Annotated in this window: 17 protein-coding genes; 11 read left to right on the top strand and 6 right to left on the bottom strand. The window is 67.1% G+C overall.

Annotated features, from left to right (window positions below):
• Window positions 1-107 precede the first annotated feature (107 nt).
• Window positions 108-326, bottom strand: coding sequence for a 50S ribosomal protein L31 (rpmE, locus tag E6O51_RS12285; protein ID WP_136385273.1), 219 nt, complete (start codon window positions 324-326; stop codon window positions 108-110).
• 146 nt (window positions 327-472) lie between these two features.
• On the opposite strand from rpmE, the gene E6O51_RS12290 reads away from it, so the two are divergent.
• Window positions 473-1,441 (top strand): tRNA dihydrouridine synthase, encoded by a 969-nt coding sequence (locus E6O51_RS12290; RefSeq protein WP_211091391.1) that lies wholly within the window; start codon window positions 473-475, stop codon window positions 1,439-1,441.
• A gap of 40 nt (window positions 1,442-1,481) precedes the next feature.
• Here E6O51_RS12290 and E6O51_RS12295 read toward each other — a convergent pair whose 3' ends face one another.
• From E6O51_RS12295 to E6O51_RS21875, 5 genes are read right to left on the bottom strand one after another with little or no spacing between them, the layout of a single operon-like run.
• On the bottom strand, window positions 1,482-2,108 hold the full coding sequence (locus E6O51_RS12295; RefSeq protein WP_136385274.1) for a hypothetical protein: 627 nt from the start codon (window positions 2,106-2,108) through the stop codon (window positions 1,482-1,484).
• A gap of 31 nt (window positions 2,109-2,139) precedes the next feature.
• Entirely contained in the window at window positions 2,140-2,736 is a 597-nt protein-coding gene (locus tag E6O51_RS12300) for an SCO family protein (protein WP_136385275.1), read from the bottom strand.
• Entirely contained in the window at window positions 2,733-3,086 is a 354-nt protein-coding gene (locus tag E6O51_RS12305) for a hypothetical protein (RefSeq protein ID WP_136385276.1), read from the bottom strand. The genes E6O51_RS12300 and E6O51_RS12305 overlap by 4 nt, the downstream gene beginning before the upstream one ends.
• Before the next feature lie 31 nt (window positions 3,087-3,117).
• On the bottom strand, window positions 3,118-3,576 hold the full coding sequence (locus E6O51_RS21870) for a copper chaperone PCu(A)C (protein WP_168735259.1): 459 nt from the start codon (window positions 3,574-3,576) through the stop codon (window positions 3,118-3,120).
• On the bottom strand, window positions 3,558-4,130 hold the full coding sequence (locus E6O51_RS21875; protein ID WP_168735260.1) for a hypothetical protein: 573 nt from the start codon (window positions 4,128-4,130) through the stop codon (window positions 3,558-3,560). Before E6O51_RS21875 ends, E6O51_RS21870 begins: the two co-directional genes overlap by 19 nt.
• A gap of 357 nt (window positions 4,131-4,487) precedes the next feature.
• Between E6O51_RS21875 and E6O51_RS12315 the strand changes: the two genes are divergently transcribed.
• The 10 genes from E6O51_RS12315 to E6O51_RS12360 all read left to right on the top strand — a co-directional run bounded on the left by E6O51_RS12315 (window position 4,488) and on the right by E6O51_RS12360 (window position 16,742).
• Window positions 4,488-7,028, top strand: a complete 2,541-nt coding sequence (locus E6O51_RS12315; RefSeq protein WP_230976776.1) for an ATP-binding protein — start codon at window positions 4,488-4,490, stop codon at window positions 7,026-7,028.
• Window positions 7,025-8,155 carry an ATP-binding response regulator gene (locus E6O51_RS12320; RefSeq protein WP_136385279.1) on the top strand — a complete coding sequence of 377 codons (1,131 nt, stop codon included), beginning with the start codon at window positions 7,025-7,027 and terminating at the stop codon, window positions 8,153-8,155. The genes E6O51_RS12315 and E6O51_RS12320 overlap by 4 nt, the downstream gene beginning before the upstream one ends.
• The gene (locus E6O51_RS12325) at window positions 8,152-8,808 is read left to right on the top strand and encodes a response regulator transcription factor (protein WP_136385280.1); all 657 of its coding nucleotides are present in this window, start codon (window positions 8,152-8,154) and stop codon (window positions 8,806-8,808) included. The genes E6O51_RS12320 and E6O51_RS12325 overlap by 4 nt, the downstream gene beginning before the upstream one ends.
• Window positions 8,809-9,151: 343 nt before the next feature.
• Window positions 9,152-11,311, top strand: coding sequence for a Sec-dependent nitrous-oxide reductase (gene nosZ, locus E6O51_RS12330; RefSeq protein WP_230976777.1), 2,160 nt, complete (start codon window positions 9,152-9,154; stop codon window positions 11,309-11,311).
• Between the two features lie 66 nt (window positions 11,312-11,377).
• Window positions 11,378-11,686 (top strand): c-type cytochrome, encoded by a 309-nt coding sequence (locus E6O51_RS12335; RefSeq protein ID WP_136385282.1) that lies wholly within the window; start codon window positions 11,378-11,380, stop codon window positions 11,684-11,686.
• Between the two features lie 88 nt (window positions 11,687-11,774).
• Window positions 11,775-12,497 (top strand): c-type cytochrome, encoded by a 723-nt coding sequence (locus E6O51_RS12340; protein ID WP_136385283.1) that lies wholly within the window; start codon window positions 11,775-11,777, stop codon window positions 12,495-12,497.
• A gap of 82 nt (window positions 12,498-12,579) precedes the next feature.
• The gene (locus E6O51_RS12345) at window positions 12,580-13,557 is read left to right on the top strand and encodes a hypothetical protein (protein ID WP_136385284.1); all 978 of its coding nucleotides are present in this window, start codon (window positions 12,580-12,582) and stop codon (window positions 13,555-13,557) included.
• Window positions 13,558-13,561: 4 nt separating this feature from the next.
• The gene (gene nosD, locus E6O51_RS12350) at window positions 13,562-14,923 is read left to right on the top strand and encodes a nitrous oxide reductase family maturation protein NosD (RefSeq protein WP_230976778.1); all 1,362 of its coding nucleotides are present in this window, start codon (window positions 13,562-13,564) and stop codon (window positions 14,921-14,923) included.
• The gene (locus E6O51_RS12355) at window positions 14,920-15,780 is read left to right on the top strand and encodes a 4Fe-4S dicluster domain-containing protein (RefSeq protein WP_136385285.1); all 861 of its coding nucleotides are present in this window, start codon (window positions 14,920-14,922) and stop codon (window positions 15,778-15,780) included. Before nosD ends, E6O51_RS12355 begins: the two co-directional genes overlap by 4 nt.
• Window positions 15,777-16,742: a NapH/MauN family ferredoxin-type protein gene (locus E6O51_RS12360; protein ID WP_136385286.1), complete on the top strand. Its 966-nt coding sequence runs from the start codon at window positions 15,777-15,779 to the stop codon at window positions 16,740-16,742. Before E6O51_RS12355 ends, E6O51_RS12360 begins: the two co-directional genes overlap by 4 nt.
• The last annotated feature ends 11 nt before the right edge of the window (window positions 16,743-16,753 follow it).

Consider the following 16,753-nt stretch of genomic DNA (forward strand, 5'->3'; position numbering starts at 1 on the left):
AAATCAGGCGTGGGATTCTATCCTTCCAGGACGTTTCATGCCGGTCAGGTTGCCACCGGCAACAAAAAAGGCAGCCGCGGCTGCCTTTTTTGCGGAAATCGCTCCGTTCAGCCCAGGCGCTGGACGTTGCCGTACTTCTGGCGGAAGCGCTCGACGCGGCCGGCGGTGTCCACGATCTTCTGCTTGCCGGTGTAGAACGGGTGGCAGGCGGAGCACACTTCCACGTGCAGGGCGGGCTTGCCCAGGGTGGAGCGGGTGGTGAAGGTGTTGCCGCAGGAGCAGGTCACCGCGACTTCGGCGTACTTGGGATGGATGTCCGCTTTCATGATCGGTCCTTGATGCAGGCGGGCGGTGGATGTGGCCGCCCTGGGTGTTGGAAACGCGCGATTATCCCGTACTGTGCCGGATAAGGCAAGGCACCGCCCCACCAGCTAGAATGCGCGCCTTGTCCCTTACCCCCATGCCGCCGCCGATGAACACTGCCGACGTCCACATCATGCTTGCTCCGATGGAGGGGGTGGCGGATTTCGTGCTGCGCGACGTGCTCACCCGCATCGGCGGTTACGACGCGGCGGTGTCGGAGTTCGTGCGTGTGTCGGGTTCCGTGCTGCCGGAGCGAACCTACGAGCGCATCTGCCCCGAGATTGGCAACGGCAGCCGCACCGCCGCGGGAACCCCGGTGGCGGTGCAACTGCTCGGCAGCGATCCGGCGCTGCTGGGCGAGAACGCCGCCCGCCTCGCCGCGCTTTCGCCCCATGGCATCGACCTGAACTTCGGTTGTCCGGCCAGGGTCGTCAACCGCCACGGCGGCGGGGCGATGCTGCTCGACGAGCCCGTGCTGCTGAACCGCATCGCCGCCGCAGTGCGCCGCGCCACGCCGGCGCACATCCCGGTCACGGCGAAGATGCGCCTGGGCGTATCCGATCCGTCCAGGGCCCTGGAGTGCGCCCGTGCGCTGGCCGACGGCGGCGTGCAGGCGCTGGTGGTGCATGCGCGGACCAAGGCGCAGGGCTACCGCGCGCCGGCCCATTGGGAGTGGGTGGCGCGCATCCGTGACGGCCTGGCCGTGCCGGTCGTCGCCAACGGCGAGGTGTGGAGCGTGGGCGACTGGGAGCGCTGCCGGGAGGTGGGCGGCGGCCGGGACGTGATGCTGGGCCGCGGGGCCGTGTCCGATCCCTGGCTCGCCCTGCGGATACGCGGCGCCCGCAATCCCGTGCCGAGTTGCGAGGACTGGCTCGCGCTGCGGCCGTTCATCGCGCAGTACTGGGCGGGCGTGCAGAAGCGCGCGGCACCGGTGCACGCCTGCGGGCGGCTGAAGATGTGGCTGAACATGCTGCGGCGCCACTGGGGCGAGGCCGAGGGGCTGTACCGGGCAGTGTGTGCGCTGGGCGATGCGGGCGAGGTTTCCGCGGTGCTGCGCGGGCACGGTATTGCCTGCTGAGGAGGTTCCGCTTTGCCGGCAGGCGTCCGGGCGTGGAGCTTCATGGCTTCCAGGCACAGCCCGCGAGCGTCTCGCCGCCCAGTCGGCCTTGCACCGACCAGCCCGAGACCAACCCGTTTTCCCGGTCCAGGCAGTGGCCCCGGCGCAGCGTCCAGTGGCCGTTCGTTCCGCCGGCGAGGTGGAGGCGGACCGTGACGGGGCCGGCCGCCTGCTCTTCGAACGGGGCGCGGAAGTCCGGCTGTGCTTCCCGTTCCACGCGCAGCACGTCCCCGGTGGCCGTCAGGCGCCACGCGGGCTGGCCGCCCATCGCGTGCCACGTGTCGGCGGTATGGCGCGGCGCATGGCAGCGTGCGTCGGTGTGCGCGAAGTTGATGCCCGTCATCCGCAGCGTCCCCGCTTCGGCCGTGCCGAAGAGTTCCGCGTAGAGCGGCCTTTCCGCCGTGAGGCCGAGCGCCCTGAGCGCCGAGGCAGCCTCGCCGTTCGGCGAGACGTCGTCGACGTGGACGTAGCTGCGCTCCCGGCAGGGCGAGAAGATCATCCGCCCGCCGTGGAGGATCATCAGGCCCCGCGCGATGTTCTCCGGTGCGTCCGGAGGCGGGGCGGTCCCCGCTGCGGGGAGCGGTAGCAGGGCGGCGGAGGCCAGGGCGGCGAGCAGGGTCTTTTTCATCGGTAGGTCGGTCTGTGGGACATGGGGGCGGCTATTCATCTGCGATGAAGGAGAGGATTTCGTCTGCGATCCGTGCGGCCGGCGTGCCGTAGCCGAATTTCCTGAGAAACTCGCCGTCCTTGCCGAGAAGGTAGAGGCCCGCGGAGTGGTCGACCGAGTAGTAGCCCTTTCCGGCGTCGTTCTCGTCCACCCTGGCATATCGCACCTTGAAGTTGGCCGCCGCGCGTGCCACCAGTTCGGGCGAGCCGCCGAGGCCGAGGATGCGCGGGTCGAAGTATCGCGTGTAGTTCCCGAGCACGTCGCGCGTGTCGCGTTGCGGGTCCACGGTGATGAAGATGGCCTGCAGAGGGGCGTCGCCCAGGATGCGCAGCACTTCCGCCATGTCGAGCAGAGTCGTCGGGCAGATGTCGGGACAGAAGGTGTAGCCGAACGTGATCAACTGGAAGCGGCCGCGGAAATCCTCGTCGGTGACGGCGCCGCCGTCCGGCCCGACGAGCAGGTAGCGCGTGCGCAGCGGCGCCGGCTCCTCCTCCCCGGGCCCGGTGGGCGCGCCGTCCGCATACGGGACGCCGGGCTGCAGGACCAATGCCGCGGCGACGAGCGCGCGGCCGATCAGGTGCCGGCTCATGGCTGCCGCACGGCGTGCAGCAGGGCCTCGCGCGCGGCATCGATCTGCGCGGCGAGGGTACGGCCGTCCGGGCATTCGCCGCCGGAGCGGCCGATCTCGAGATAGGCTTCCTGCGTGGCGCGCTCGAAGTGCTCGCCGATCGCCCGTTCCTTGGGCGCCACCTCGATCAGGAGTTCCCGCACGCGGGCGGTGAGTGCGCCCTGCCGGCAGGCGAGCGCAAGTCCGTTGAGCTGGCCCAGTTCTTCGACCGCCTGCTCGATCCCCCCGGGCTGGGCGGTATGGGCGGGCAGTGCGAGTGCGATCAGCGCGGCGGCGCATGCGCCGGTGAGGATGCCGATTCGGTGCGACATGGGTTTCTCCTTCATTCGATGCGGGCGCCGTTCAGTGGCCGCCCGCGCCTTGCATGCCGGTCGCCGGGCGAACCACCGGAGCGTCTACCCGCAGGCTCGAACCGTCGTCGAACTGCAGTTCGAGCGGCACGACATCGCCTTCGCCGAGTGGCGACTTCAGGTCCATCAGCATCACGTGGAGTCCGCCCGGCTGGAGCACCGCTTCGCCGCCGGCCCGGATTGCGATCGCCTCGATGCGGCGCATCTTCATCATGCCGTCTTCGTGGCGGTGGGTGTGCAGTTCCGCCCTGCCGGCCGCCGGGCTGCTGGCGGCAACCAGGCGCACCTCGGTTGCACCGGTGTTCCGGAGCGTCATGAAGGCGCCTGCCGCGGGCGCGTTCGGCGGAGGCTGGCGGACGTGGGGGTTGCCGGCGGAAACCGAATTGCCCGCACCCGCGAATGCGAGGCAGGGCAGGGCGAGACCGAGGGCGATCAGGTGCTTGATGTGCATCGGGACTCCTTGTGCGAGGCGTGGAGCGTGTTCCGGCTTCGTTCGGAAAGCGCTTCCTCGCCGGTATCGAACACGTAGGGGATCAGGATGCGGCCGCGGCCGGTATGGAGGATCACCGTGGCGCGCCATTTCATCGGCCCGCTGCTGCATACCGGCAGCACCGCCTCCGCCGCGTAGCTGTCGTCGGCAACCGGGGCGAGCGTCACGAGGTTGGACCCCATGTTCATCTCCACGCCGGTGAAATCGATCTCGATCTTGCGCGGGGCGAGGCCCTCGGTCGCCACCCGGACGCGGAAGGCCTGGGCGAGCGGGATCGGACGCGGCTCGAAACGGACTTCGATCCGCCCCGCCGCGAGGGTCGCGGTGCATGGTCCGTGGTGCAGGCTGCACCCGGGATCGGGCGCCGCGACGAAGTCCGGCTGCGGAAACAGGATCGGCTCCAACCAGTAGGCGGCGACGGCGAGCGCCAGCGCCACGGCGGCGGCGATCAAGCCCTGCCTCACGCCCCGCCTGCCCGTGGCAGGCCCGGCCGTCTGGTGAAGTGCGTCCTGCATGGATTCCTCCGCTGCCGCGCTCCCATGCGTCGGCTTTCCTGCCCGTATGTGGCGACCGCGGGGGGCGGCCGCGCATCCGTTTTTTCTGTTGACGGATTGTGCGCATCGGCCGCGGAGCATCGAAAGGTGACGATTCCTGAAAAGACGCCGTAAGGATGTCCGAAGGGGCTTAGGAATAGTCTTAAGCCATGTTTCCGGTTCATGCGGGGCGCGCATCGGGGCGTGTTCCGGCCATGTTGACGGGTCGCGCAAAGGGGCGCAGAGTCGGCCCCGCAATTCATCATGCCCTGCCAGCGGGCTCTTTTCGTGAAAGCAATACCCGGACATTTCCGTCCCCTCGCCGCGTTCCGGGGGGCCGTGCTGTTCACGCTCGTGTGGACCGTACTGGTTCTCGTCTCCCTCGTCGTCCAGCGTGAACAGTTGAACCGCACCGCCGCCGAGCTGGCGCGCATCGCGGCGATCGCCAACCTGAAGAAGGACATGGCGATCCGCGAATGGGCCTCTTCGGTCGAGGGCGTGTTCATCCGCGAAAAATACGTGCCCCCGTTCAATTCGCTGGACCAGGAACAGCGTTTCGCGACCACCGACCGATCGGGCGAGCGTTTCGAGCTGGTCCTGGTCACGCCGATGCACCTGCTGCTGGCGATCCAGAGCATGTCCAACCAGAAGGCAGACCTGCACGAGCGGCTGACCTCCAAGCAGTTGCGCAACCGGGAGAACATGCCGGACGAGTGGGAGAGCAATGCGCTCGACGAGCTGGAGAAGGGGGCTTCCATCATTACCGAAAGCCTGCCGCGGCGCGGCGGGCACGGGCTGATGCGGGTCATGATCCCGATGCGGATGGAGGAGGAATGCCTGGAATGCCACCGCGACACGCTCGTCCCGGTGGGCGGCCTGCGCGGCGCGGCGAGCATCTCCATCGACCTCAACACCTACCGGGCGGCGCAGGAGCCCACCTGGCGCACGATCCAGTACTGGCACGGCGCCATCTGGCTGCTCGGCCTGTCCACCATCTCCCTGCTGCACGGCATCGCGCGCCGCCGCACCAAGGAGCTGATCAAGCAGGACCAGGAGCGCCGCGAGAACGAGATGGCGTTCGCGGCCATGGCCGAAGGCGCCATCATCACCGATCCCGACGGCACGATCCTGTGGGTCAACGATGCCTTCTGCGAGATCACCGGCTACCGGCGCGACGAAGTCATCGGCGCCAACCCGCGGCTCCTCAAGTCCGGCATGCACGACGACGCTTTCTACTCGCGGCTGTGGGAACAGTTGCGCCGCGACGGCCACTGGCGCGGCGAGCTGTGGAACCGGCGCAAGACCGGCGACATCTATCCCGAGCAGATTTCCATCCAGGCGCTGCGCCTCGCCGACGGCAGCGTGCGGCGCTACATCTCGATCTTTTCCGACATTTCCCTGCGCAAGAAGAACGAGGGCGAGCTTGCCGCCTACCGCGAGCACCTCGAGGAACTGGTCAGGCAGCGCACCGAGGAGCTGACCGTCGCCCGCGATCAGGCCGAGGCGGCCAACCGCAGCAAATCGGCCTTCCTCGCCAACATGAGCCACGAGCTGCGCACGCCGCTCAACGCGGTGATCGGCTTTTCCAAGCTGATGGAGAAGGACGCTTCGCTGTCGCCGGAGAACCGGCGCACGCTGGAGATCATCAACCATTCCGGGCAGCATCTGCTCACGCTGATCAACGACATCCTGGAGCTTTCCAAGATCGAGTCCGGCAAGATGGTGATGCGGCCGGAGGAAGTCGATCTGGTCGAACTCCTCAAGCAGGTCACCGACATGATGCGGCTGCGGGCCGAAGAGCAGGGGTTGCGCCTGCACCTGGCCACCGACGGGATACCCGCGCTGGTGCTGGTGGACCCCGGCATGCTGCGCCAGGTGCTGCTCAACCTGCTGTCGAACGCGGTCAAGTTCACCGAGCACGGCGAGATCACCGTGCGCGTGAGCGCGTATCCCGTCTCCAACGTCTCCCAGCGGCTGCGCTTCAGCGTCCGCGACACCGGCATCGGCATCGGGCCGGCCGACCTGCGGCGCATCTTCTCGTCCTTCGAACAGGTCGGCTCCGTCCATCGCGCCGGCACCGGGCTCGGCCTGACCATCAGCCGGAGTTACGTGCGCATGATGGGAGGCGAACTGGCGGTCGACTCGCGCCTGGGCGAGGGCTCCGAGTTCCACTTCACGATCACCGCGCCGGTGGCGTACGGGGCGCAGCCGGAACGCCGCGAAGAGCCGGTGGTGGCTGGCAAGCTGGAGCGCACGGCAGCGGTCCTGGTCGTGGACGACAGGCCGGAGGGGCGGCTGCTCGTGCATGCGATCCTCGAACCGATCGGGTTCCGCGTGGAAGAGGCCACCACTCTCGAGGAGGCATGGTCGGTGGTGGAGAATCGGGCGATCGACCTCGTCCTGCTCGACTGGTATCTGCCCGACGGCGAAGGTCTCGACCTGATCCGGCGTTGTGCGGCGCTGGGCGGGCGGCGCCCGGCGGTGGTCATGCTGACGGCGAATGCCATGGCCGAAAGCCGGGCGGCGGCGCTCGAAGCGGGGGCGGACGGCTTCCTGAGCAAGCCCTTCGAAGAAGCCGAACTGCTGCGCCTGATCGACAGCGTCCTCGCGCTCGATCCGCTGCAGCCCGGGGCTGCCCAGGCGGCGCCGGTGCGCGACGCCTGGCAGGATGCGCGGGCGCTGTTCGACACCCTGCCGCAGGAAGAGCGCGACCGGCTCGTCCGCGCGGCGATCTCGCTGAACCGGGAGGAGATCGACGCGGCCATTACGGCCATCGCGGACCGGGTGCCCGCGCTGGGCGAGGCGCTGCTCCCGCTCGCCAGGGAACGCTGCTATCAGCAGCTCTGGGAGGCGCTGGGCCTGGAAGGAAACGAATCATGAACGAAAGCACAGCGACAGCCGCCGGGCAGGCGGAAATCCTGATCGTGGACGACACCATCGGGTCGCTCAATCTGCTGGGCGATCTGCTCTCCGGCGCGGGCTACACGGTGCGCGCGGCGCAGGACGGGCGCATGGCGCTGCGCTCGGCGCGTGCGCGTCCGCCCGAACTGATCCTGCTCGACGTGCGCATGCCGGGGATGGACGGCTACGAGCTGTGCCGGCTCCTCAAGCGCGACGCCCAGACGCGCGACGTGCCCGTCATCTTCCTGTCCGCGCTGCACGAGACCGGGGACATGGTGAAGGGCTTTTCCCTCGGCGCGGTGGATTACGTCGCCAAACCCTTCCAGCCCGACGAGGTACTCGCCCGCGTGCGCACGCATATCGAACTCTACCGGCTGCAGACGCGGCTCGAGGAGCGGGTGGACGAGCGCACCGAGCAGTTGCGCCGTTCCGAATGCGCGCTCAGGGTCTCGCAGGAGCGCCTGCGCGAACTCACCCGCTTCCTGCAGGACGTGCGGGAGGACGAGCGCACCTCCATCGCCCGCGAACTGCACGACGAACTCGGCCAGGCCCTGACCGCGCTGCGCATCGACCTGGGCTGGCTGCGCAAGAAATGCGGCGATGCCGGCGGGCCGTGCAAGGAGCGGATCGACGCCGCGCACGGCCTGGTCGAGCGCACCATCGAATCCCTGCGGCGGATCTCCGAGGGCCTGCGCCCCGGCATGCTCGACGTTCTCGGGCTGTGCGCGGCGCTCGAGCACCTGGTCCTGCAGTTCGAGAAGCGCTGGTCCATCGCCTGCACCTTCCGCGCCGACCGGGACGAATACGATCTCGACGCGAGCCAGTCGATCGCGGTGTTCCGCCTCGTGCAGGAGGCACTGACCAACGTCTCGCGCCATGCGCAGGCGACCCACGTGGAGATCCGGATGAAGGAATCGGACGGGCAACTGCACCTGGCCATCCAGGACGACGGCGTCGGCTTCGAGCACCAGGCGCCCAGGCGGGGGTTCGGGCTGCTCGGCATGTCGGAGCGGGTGAGCATGCTGGGCGGCGAAATGAGCGTAGATGGCAGCCACGGCACCCGCATCGCCGTCGTCCTGCCCCTGACCAGCGGAGCTGAACGATGATTCGAATACTCATTGCCGACGACCACGACATCCTGCGCGCGGGGCTCAAGCACATCCTGAGCGAGTCGGGCGACATCACGGTCGGCGGCGAAGCGAGCAACGGCGCCGAAGCCATGGCCAGGCTGCGCAGCGGACAGTGGGATGCCGCCGTGCTCGACCTCAACATGCCCGGCCGCAACGGCATCGAGCTCATCAAGCAGGTCAAGGACGAGTTCCCGCGCCTGCCCATTCTGATCCTGAGCATGTACAAGGAGGACATCTACGCGGTGCGCGCCCTGAAGGCCGGCGCCTCCGGCTACCTGTGCAAGGACAACGCGGAAGCGCTGCTTGCCGAGGCCATCCGCAAGATCGTCGCCGGCGGCCTCTTCATCAACCAGAGCGTGGCCGAGAACCTCACCCGCGACATCCTCCAGGGACGCCACACCCAGTTGCCCCACAACCGGCTCACCGACCGCAACTATCAGATCTTCCTCATGCTCGTGCAGGGCATGGGGGTGTCCGAGATCGCGCGGCGGCTCAATCTCAGCGTCAAGACCGTCAGCACGCACAAGGCCAACATCCAGGCCAAGATGGGCCTCGGCAACACCGCCGAACTCGTCCGCTATGCCGTTCAGCATCACCTCATCGAGGGCGATGCACCCATGCCAGAGTAGGGCCCGCGCCCGTGCGGCGGGTTTGCGCGGCATCTGTCGGTGGTCTTAGGAATATTCCTAACCGGCCTCTCCCCGATTCTCATCGTACATATCAGGATTCGTCACCTGTCGGCGGCCCGACCCCCAGCGCAGAATGGCGCCGAGATTGCCGCACGAGCGTTTTGCGAGTGCGGTGGTCGGGAAGAGAAGCGATCTTCTTTCTAGGGGAGAATCAATGATGAAAAGCCTGACAGTCAAGGCAACGGCAACGTTGCTGGCGACAGTAATAGGGACAGGCGCGGCATGGTCCGCGGAGTCCCTGCAGGACGTGATGAAGCGCCGGGGATTGAGCCAGCAGGACATCATGGCTGCGGCCAAGACCTACGTGCCCACCGGCAAGCGCGACGAATTCCTCGCCTTCAGCTCCGGCGGCCAGTCGGGGCAGATCCTGGTGTACGGCATTCCCTCGATGCGCATCCTCAAGTACATCGGGGTATTCACGCCCGAGCCCTGGCAGGGCTACGGGTACGACGAGGAATCCAAGGCGGTCCTCAAGGGGGGCTGGATCGACGGCAAGGAGATCACCTGGGGCGACACCCACCACCCCGCGATCTCCGAAACCCAGGGCCAGTACGACGGCCAGTTCCTGTTCATCAACGACAAGGCCAACCCGCGCCTGGCGGTGGTGGACCTGCGCGACTTCGAGACCAAGCAGATCGTGGTCAACCCGATCTACAAGTCGGAGCACGGCGGCGCCTTCGTCACGCCCGATACCGAGTACGTCATCGAAGCCGCCCAGTACGCCGCGCCGCTGGAGAACAAGAAGTTCTATCCGCTCGAGGAGTTCAACGAGAAGTACCGCGGCGGGGTGACCTACTGGAAGTTCGACCGCCAGGCCGGGCGCATCGACCCGTCGAAATCCTTCTCCCTCGAACTGCCGCCGTACTCGCAGGATCTGTCGGATGCCGGCAAGGGGCCGTCGGACGGCTGGTCGTTCACCAACTCCTTCTGCTCCGAGCGCTACGTGGGCGGCATCGAGAAGGGTCGTCCGCCGTATGAGGCCGGCTGCTCCGCCAAGGACACCGACTACCTGCACGTCATCAACTGGAAGAAGGCGGCGGAACTCGTCGCCCAGGGCAAGGCGAAGAAGATCAACGGCCACGACGTGCTGATGATGGACACCGCGGTCAAGGAGGGCGTGCTCTTCCTGATCCCCGAGCCGAAGTCGCCGCACGGCGTCGACGTCACGCCCGACGGCCAGTTCATCATCGTCTCCGGCAAGCTCGACACCCACGTGTCCGTGTATTCCTTCGACAAGATCCAGGCGGCGATCAAGGCCGGCAAGTTCGAATCCAAGGACCCGTACGGCATCCCGGTGATCGGCATGAAGGAGACGCTGCACACCCAGGTCCAGCTCGGCCTCGGCCCGCTGCACACGCAGTTCGATGCCAAGAAGTGTGTGGCCTACACCTCGCTCTACGTGGATTCCCAGGTCGCCAAGTGGGACTTCTGCGAAGGCAAGGTGCTCGACAAGATCTCCGTGCACTACAACATCGGCCACCTGATGACGATGGAGGGCGATTCGGTCGATCCCAAGGGCCGCTACCTGGTGGCGCTGAACAAGCTGTCCATCGACCGCTTCAACCCGGTCGGGCCGCTGCATCCGCAGAACCACCAGCTCATCGACATCGCCAACGACAAGATGCAGCTCCTCTACGACATGCCGCTGCCCCTGGGCGAGCCGCACTACGTCGTGGCCATCGAGGCCGCCAAGCTCAAGCCGGGCGTGCGCTACAAGGTCGGCACCAACAGCCGTACCGACGAGCCGCATCCGGGCAAGGTGCGGGCCGGCGAGGAACGCGTCGAGCGCGACGGCAACAAGTTGAAGGTGTACGGCACGCTGATCCGCTCCCACATCACGCCCGAGACCATCGAGGCCGAGGTCGGAGACGAGGTGACGATCTTCCTGACCAACCTGGAACGTGCCCAGGACGAGACCCACGGCTTCACCGTCTCGACCTACAACGTGCACGCCTCGATCGAGCCGGGCAAGACCGTGTCGGTGAAGTTCAAGGCGGACAAGGAAGGCGTCTATCCCTACTACTGCACCGAGTTCTGCTCCGCGCTGCACCTGGAGATGCAGGGCTACCTGCTGGTCAAGCCGAAGGGCTGGAAGGCGACCACCAAGGAAATCGCCAAGGCGGCCTATACCGAGACCGACTACCGGGCGACCCTGAAGAAGGTGGTCGACACCCAGGCGGTGATCGACTCGGTGGTGGGATTCATCACCAGCACCAACTACAAGGACTTCCCGGACGTGGTGAACATGGTGGAGGACGCGACCGACCAGCTCAACAAGGCCAACGACGCCAAGGCACGCCACGAGGCCGCCGCTGCCAAGCAGGACTGGGAGCAGGCCAATCTGTGGGCCGAGCAGGTCTGGCAGTACCAGGTGAAGGCGGCCGACATCGGCATCCGCGCCAAGACCTACCTGGAGCAGAACGGCGCCAAGAAGATCAAGTGATGATCGTGTAACGTCCGCCGGCGGGGCGCTCAGCGCCCTGCCGGCCCCCCACAGGCAAGGAAAATCATGAAACGACTGGTCATACTCGCGCTCGGCTCGCTCGTCCTCCCGGCGGCCGTCGCCGCGCCCGACGGCGCCGCGCTCTACACCGAGAAGACGTGCGCCGCCTGTCATGGCCCGAAAGGCGACAAGCCCCTGCTGCCCGTCTATCCGAAGATCGCGGGGCAGAACGCCGCCTACGCGGAACAGCAGATGAAGGACATCAAGAGCGGCGCCCGCAACAACGGGCAGACCGCGGCGATGAAGGGCGTCATGCACCTCGTCAATGACGAGGAGATCAAGGTGCTCGCCGCCTATCTGGAAAGCCTGAAGTGAATCGTCCGGCAGTGCCGGAAGCAGCGGAGGAGGCCGGCCCGGCGGCCGGATGCCATCCCCGACATACGAATGGGAAGAGGAGTTCGAAATGAAAGCGTCTGTCTTGTTGATCGCCCTGATGAGCGCCGGCATCGCACTGGCCGGCCCTCCGGCACCCAAGAAGGAAGGCATCGAGAGCCAGGGCTACACCTGGAACGCCCAGGAGGGCGAAAAGATCGAGGCGCTCAGGCTCAAGGGCGACAAGGTCGCCGGCGAGGAAGCCTACGAGGTGTGCGGTGCCTGTCATCTTCCCTCCGGGGCGGGGCGTCCCGACGGTACCTTCCCGCAACTGGCGGGCCAGCACACCACGGTGCTGATCAAGCAAATGGCGGACATCCGCGCCGGCCTGCGCGACAATCCGACCATGTATCCCTTCGCAGTGACCCTCACCGACCCGCAGGAACTCGCCGACGTCTCCGCCTACATCGAGGGCCTGTGCATCCCGCCCGACCACGGCAAGTACGAGGGCGCCGATGCGGCCATCCAGGTCGCCAAGGGCAAGGAGCTCTACGAGAAGCAATGCCTGGAATGCCACGGCAAGAACGGCGAGGGCGACAAGGCGAAGTTCTACCCGGTGATCGCCGGCCAGCACTACAAGTACCTGCTGCGCCAGATGACCGAGATCCGCGACGGCCACCGCCGCAACGCCAACCCCGACATGGTGAAGGTCATCAAGCCCTATACCGACGACCAACTGGTGGCCATTTCGGCCTACCAGGCGAGCCTGAAGATGCCGGGCGCGATGTGTCCGCCCAAGGCCGCCGCCAAGTAGCGGAACGGTTCGCAACACCCCGCCCGCCCCCGGGCGGGGCCCTCCCCGGGCATCGGACCCCACATTTCTGAGAGAGCAGCAGATGGAAAAGCAGAACAAGATCGTCGGCGGGCTCGCCCTGATCGCCCTGATCGCATTGGTCGCCGCCTACTTTTCCCCGATCTGGTGGGTGTCGCTCACCGCGCCCAACTACCCCGAGGACGCCTTCCCCGACGGCATCCGCATCCACTTCCACTTCGACGGCGTCTACAACGGCTGCCGGGCGGCCGGCAAGGACACGCGCATGGCCGGCGAGATCATCCAGAAGGATCTCTCCCACGAGGACGAGCGCTGGAACCCCATCCTCGACGCGCAGAAGAACGTGGACCAGGGGGCGGAAGGGCTGGACTGCGTGCATGAGATGAACACCATCAACCACTACGTGGGCATGTTCCCCATCGCCACCGGCGCGCCCGTGGAGAAACCGCTCGCCAAGTTCTTCTTCGGCTTCTTCGCCACCATGATCGTGGCCTTCGCACTGCCGACGAAGCGCGCCCGGCTGGCGACGCTCGCCGCCGGCTTCACCGCGGTGGCGGCGTGGATGCTCGTGGACCAGTTCGCCCTGGGGAGGCTCGACACCCACGTGCAGGCGTACATGCAGGAAACCGGCACCTTCTTCAAGGAACCCGAGCGCATCCAGGCCTGGGGCGACAACGTGCGGCTGATCACGCAGATCGTGATCTTCGGCCTGATCGCCGTCATGGGCGTGGTCGTCGCCGGCACGGCAAAGCTGCGTCGCTTCCAATTGCTGCTGGCCCTGGTGCCGGCGCTGCTGCCCTTCTTCTTCCTCGTTACCTACGCCGCCTGGCTGTGGTTCTTCGGCCACAACCTGCACCCCTGGGGCGCCTTTACGGTGAAGCCCTTCATGCCCACGGTGTTCGGCGAGGGCAAGGTGGCGCAGTTCTCCACCTACTCCTACCCGTACTGGGGCTACGCGCTGCTCATGCTGATCTTCGTGAGCCTCGGGCTGGCGCTGCTGATCCGCCGCAAACAGTTGCGCGAGCACCCGGAGATGGAGTGAAGCCGTGTCCGCGCCACTGTCCACGCGCCTTCGCACCGGGCTCGCCGTCGTGCTCGCCCTCGTTTGTTCGCAGGGCGGCGCCGAGCAGGCGGTGCTGGGGGCCGGCGCCGACTTGAGCAACGCGCCGCGGGTCACCATCGACCGCCCGAAACCCGTCTTCATGCTGATCGAGCGCGATCCGCGCGTCCACGGCCTGAAGCCCTTCCAGGACCTCGTCGATGCCGCCGCCCCGGGCTCGGTGCTGCGTCCGCCGCCCGGCACCTACGCCGGCCCGGTGGTCATCGGCAAGCCGCTGGTCATCGACGGCGGCGGCGCGGTCACCATCGATGCCGGGGACAGGGGCACGGTGATGTCGCTCAACGCCGACGACTCGGTGGTGCGCGGTCTGCGGCTGACCGGTTCCGGCGCCTCCCACGACACCGACGATTCCTGCCTGGACGTGCGCGGCCACCGCAACGTGGTCGAGGACCTGGAAATCGACAACTGCCTGTTCGGCATCGACCTCAAGCAGGTGAACAACAGCGTCGTGCGCCGCAACCGCATCCGTTCCAAGGATCTGGACCTGGGCGTGCGCGGCGACGGCCTGCGCCTGTGGTACAGCCACGACAACCTCATCGAGGCCAACGAGATCGTGGATTCGCGCGACATGGTGGCCTGGTATTCGCACCGCAACGTCTTCCGCGCCAACGTCGGCCGGCGCAGCCGCTATTCCATCCACTTCATGTTCGCCGACGACAACCTGGTCGAGGGCAACAGCTTCTACGACAACGCCGTGGGCGTGTATTTCATGTACACCAAGGGCGGCGCGGCGCGCCGCAACCTCATCTCCCACGCCACCGGCGCCACGGGCATGGGCATCGGCTTCAAGGAAGCCTCCGGGACGCTGATCGAGGACAACGAGATCATCTACTGCGGCATCGGCGTGGGTTCCGATCTCTCGCCCTTCGAGCCGGACACCACCATCGAGCTGCGCGGCAACCGCTTCGCCTACAACGGCCTGGCCATCCAGTTCAACTCGGAGACGGGCGGCAACAACGTGCGCGACAACGTCTTCGAGGGCAACCTCACCCAGGTGAGCTACGGCGGGCGCAGCGACAATCCGGAAAAGAACTTCTGGGAAGGCAACTACTGGGACGACTACCAGGGCTTCGACCGCGACCAGGACGGCTACGGCGACCAGGAGCACGAGGTGCTCGCCTATGCCGACCGGATCTGGATGGAATTCCCCACCGCGCGCTTCTTCCGCAGTTCGCCGGTGCTGGAACTGCTCGACTTTCTGGAGCGGCTCGCGCCGTTTTCTTTCCCCGACCTCATTCTGCGCGACGAGAAACCGCGCTTCGCCAAACCCCGGAGGGTGGCCCCATGAGCACTCCCGACACCCCCAACGTCAAGACCCCACCACCCGTCTCGCCGGAAAGGAAGCGCCGCGCGCGGCGCAAGTTCATCCAGTCGGCGGGGCTCGCCGCCGGCATGATCGCCATCTCGCTGCTCGGCTACGTGCCGGTGACCGCGGCCCGCGCCCCCCGGCTGCGCCCGCCGGGGGCGCTGGACGAGGACGATTTCCTCGCCTCCTGCATCAAGTGCGGCCAGTGCGTGCAGGTCTGCCCGGTCAGCGCCATCCGGCTCGGCGACCTGGACGACGGCTTCGGCGTGGGCGTGCCCTACATCGCCCCCCGCGAGCAGGCCTGTGATTTCTCCTGCGATGCGGTGCAGTGCATCCTCGCCTGTCCGACCGGGGCGCTCACCTACAAGAAGCCGGATTTCATGCCGGCGCGGGAAGGCGCCGAGCTTGCCATGGCGCCGGTGCTGAAGGCCAAGGCGAACGACCCCGAACCCACGCTGAACCTCAAGGAGCGTTTCGGCGTGGCGCGGCTGGCGCGGCCGGAATCCTGTCTGGCCGTGCAGGGCAAGGGGTTTTCGGGGCAGGCGCGCGGCCCCGCGTTCAAGGGGCGGATGCGCTACATGGAGGTGGACCGCTGGAAGCCGATCCCGGTGCGCGAGCATCCCTACGAGCGCGACCTGTGCGACCTGTGCGTCACCGAATGCCCCATCGCCGACGCCATCGCCATGGAGCCCTTCGTCGCCGAGGACGGCAGCCGCCGCTTCCGGCCGGTGGTGCTGGAGCAGTGCGTGGGCTGCGGCGTATGCGAGATGGTGTGCCCGGCCGAGCCGGCGGCCATCGTCATCGATGCGCAGGCGGTGTGGATGGAGGCCCGGACATGAGCCGCTTTGCCGATCTCTTCCTGGGCATGCTGGGGGCCGACTCGAAGAAGCCGGAGAAGGTTTCCGAGGAAGTGCGCCGCATCATGGTCGTCAAGTACCAGGACAAGGACCGCTACATCAAGGAGAAGCTGCACGCGCGCGCCCACCACAATCCCAGCCACAAGTGGCGCAACCGGCGCTGGGCGGTGCTGGCGGCGGTGAACCTGCTGTTCGTGCTGTCCTTCTGGCTCGACATCCAGATCCTCGAAGGCGCGCTCACCGCGTCGCGCTTCGTGGGCTTCCACCTCATCGACCTCAACTCCGCGCTGCACGTGATGCTCGCCCACAAGCACATCATCGTGAACCTCTTCATCGGCACCTTCACCGTGTTCCTGCTGTGGGTGCTGATGGGCGGGCGCAGCTTCTGCTCCTGGGTGTGCCCCTACCATCTGGTTGCGGAACTCACGGAGAAGATCCACCTCGCGCTGGCCAAGCGCAAGCTGGTCACCGACCACGAGTTCCACCGCGGCACGCGCACGGTGTTCTGGGTGCTGTTCGCGCTGATGTCCTTCATCACCGGCTACACCGTGTTCGAGACCCTGTCGCCCACCGGTATCCTGTCGCGGGCGCTGATCTACGGGCCCGGGCTGGCCCTGGGCTGGGTGTTCCTGCTGCTGCTGTTCGAAGTGTTCTGGTCGCGCCGCGCCTGGTGCCGCTACGTGTGCCCCATCGGCCTCACCTACGGCGTGGTGGGTTCCCTGTCCCCGCTGCAGATCACCTACGGCGTGGAGCAGTGCTTCCATGAAGGCGACTGCCGCAAGGTCTGCCTGGTGCCCCACGTGCTGGACGTGACCATCAAGGGGCGCGCCGCCGAGGCGCAGATGGGGCTCGGCCCGGACTGCACGCGTTGCGGCCTGTGCGTGGACGCCTGTCCCACCGGCGCGCTGCGCTACGAGATCAAGGGCCTGTCGCAACTGCTTTGACCCGGATCGTT

The organism is Pseudothauera rhizosphaerae (assembly GCF_004801305.1).
GTDB lineage: Bacteria > Pseudomonadota > Gammaproteobacteria > Burkholderiales > Rhodocyclaceae > Pseudothauera > Pseudothauera rhizosphaerae.

What these genes read in the sequence shown, in the direction of transcription:
- E6O51_RS12300 (WP_136385275.1), bottom strand. Translation starts at nt 2,736, where the DNA reads ATGAGCCGGCACCTGATCGGCCGCGCGCTCGTCGCCGCGGCATTGGTC.
- E6O51_RS12295 (WP_136385274.1), bottom strand. Translation starts at nt 2,108, where the DNA reads ATGAAAAAGACCCTGCTCGCCGCCCTGGCCTCCGCCGCCCTGCTACCG.
- nosZ (WP_230976777.1), top strand. Translation starts at nt 9,152, where the DNA reads ATGGCTGCGGCCAAGACCTACGTGCCCACCGGCAAGCGCGACGAATTC.
- rpmE (WP_136385273.1), bottom strand. Translation starts at nt 326, where the DNA reads ATGAAAGCGGACATCCATCCCAAGTACGCCGAAGTCGCGGTGACCTGC.
- E6O51_RS12340 (WP_136385283.1), top strand. Translation starts at nt 11,775, where the DNA reads ATGAAAGCGTCTGTCTTGTTGATCGCCCTGATGAGCGCCGGCATCGCA.
- E6O51_RS21875 (WP_168735260.1), bottom strand. Translation starts at nt 4,130, where the DNA reads ATGCAGGACGCACTTCACCAGACGGCCGGGCCTGCCACGGGCAGGCGG.
- E6O51_RS21870 (WP_168735259.1), bottom strand. Translation starts at nt 3,576, where the DNA reads ATGCACATCAAGCACCTGATCGCCCTCGGTCTCGCCCTGCCCTGCCTC.
- E6O51_RS12325 (WP_136385280.1), top strand. Translation starts at nt 8,152, where the DNA reads ATGATTCGAATACTCATTGCCGACGACCACGACATCCTGCGCGCGGGG.
- E6O51_RS12305 (WP_136385276.1), bottom strand. Translation starts at nt 3,086, where the DNA reads ATGTCGCACCGAATCGGCATCCTCACCGGCGCATGCGCCGCCGCGCTG.
- E6O51_RS12345 (WP_136385284.1), top strand. Translation starts at nt 12,580, where the DNA reads ATGGAAAAGCAGAACAAGATCGTCGGCGGGCTCGCCCTGATCGCCCTG.
- E6O51_RS12320 (WP_136385279.1), top strand. Translation starts at nt 7,025, where the DNA reads ATGAACGAAAGCACAGCGACAGCCGCCGGGCAGGCGGAAATCCTGATC.
- E6O51_RS12335 (WP_136385282.1), top strand. Translation starts at nt 11,378, where the DNA reads ATGAAACGACTGGTCATACTCGCGCTCGGCTCGCTCGTCCTCCCGGCG.
- E6O51_RS12360 (WP_136385286.1), top strand. Translation starts at nt 15,777, where the DNA reads ATGAGCCGCTTTGCCGATCTCTTCCTGGGCATGCTGGGGGCCGACTCG.
- E6O51_RS12355 (WP_136385285.1), top strand. Translation starts at nt 14,920, where the DNA reads ATGAGCACTCCCGACACCCCCAACGTCAAGACCCCACCACCCGTCTCG.
- E6O51_RS12290 (WP_211091391.1), top strand. Translation starts at nt 473, where the DNA reads ATGAACACTGCCGACGTCCACATCATGCTTGCTCCGATGGAGGGGGTG.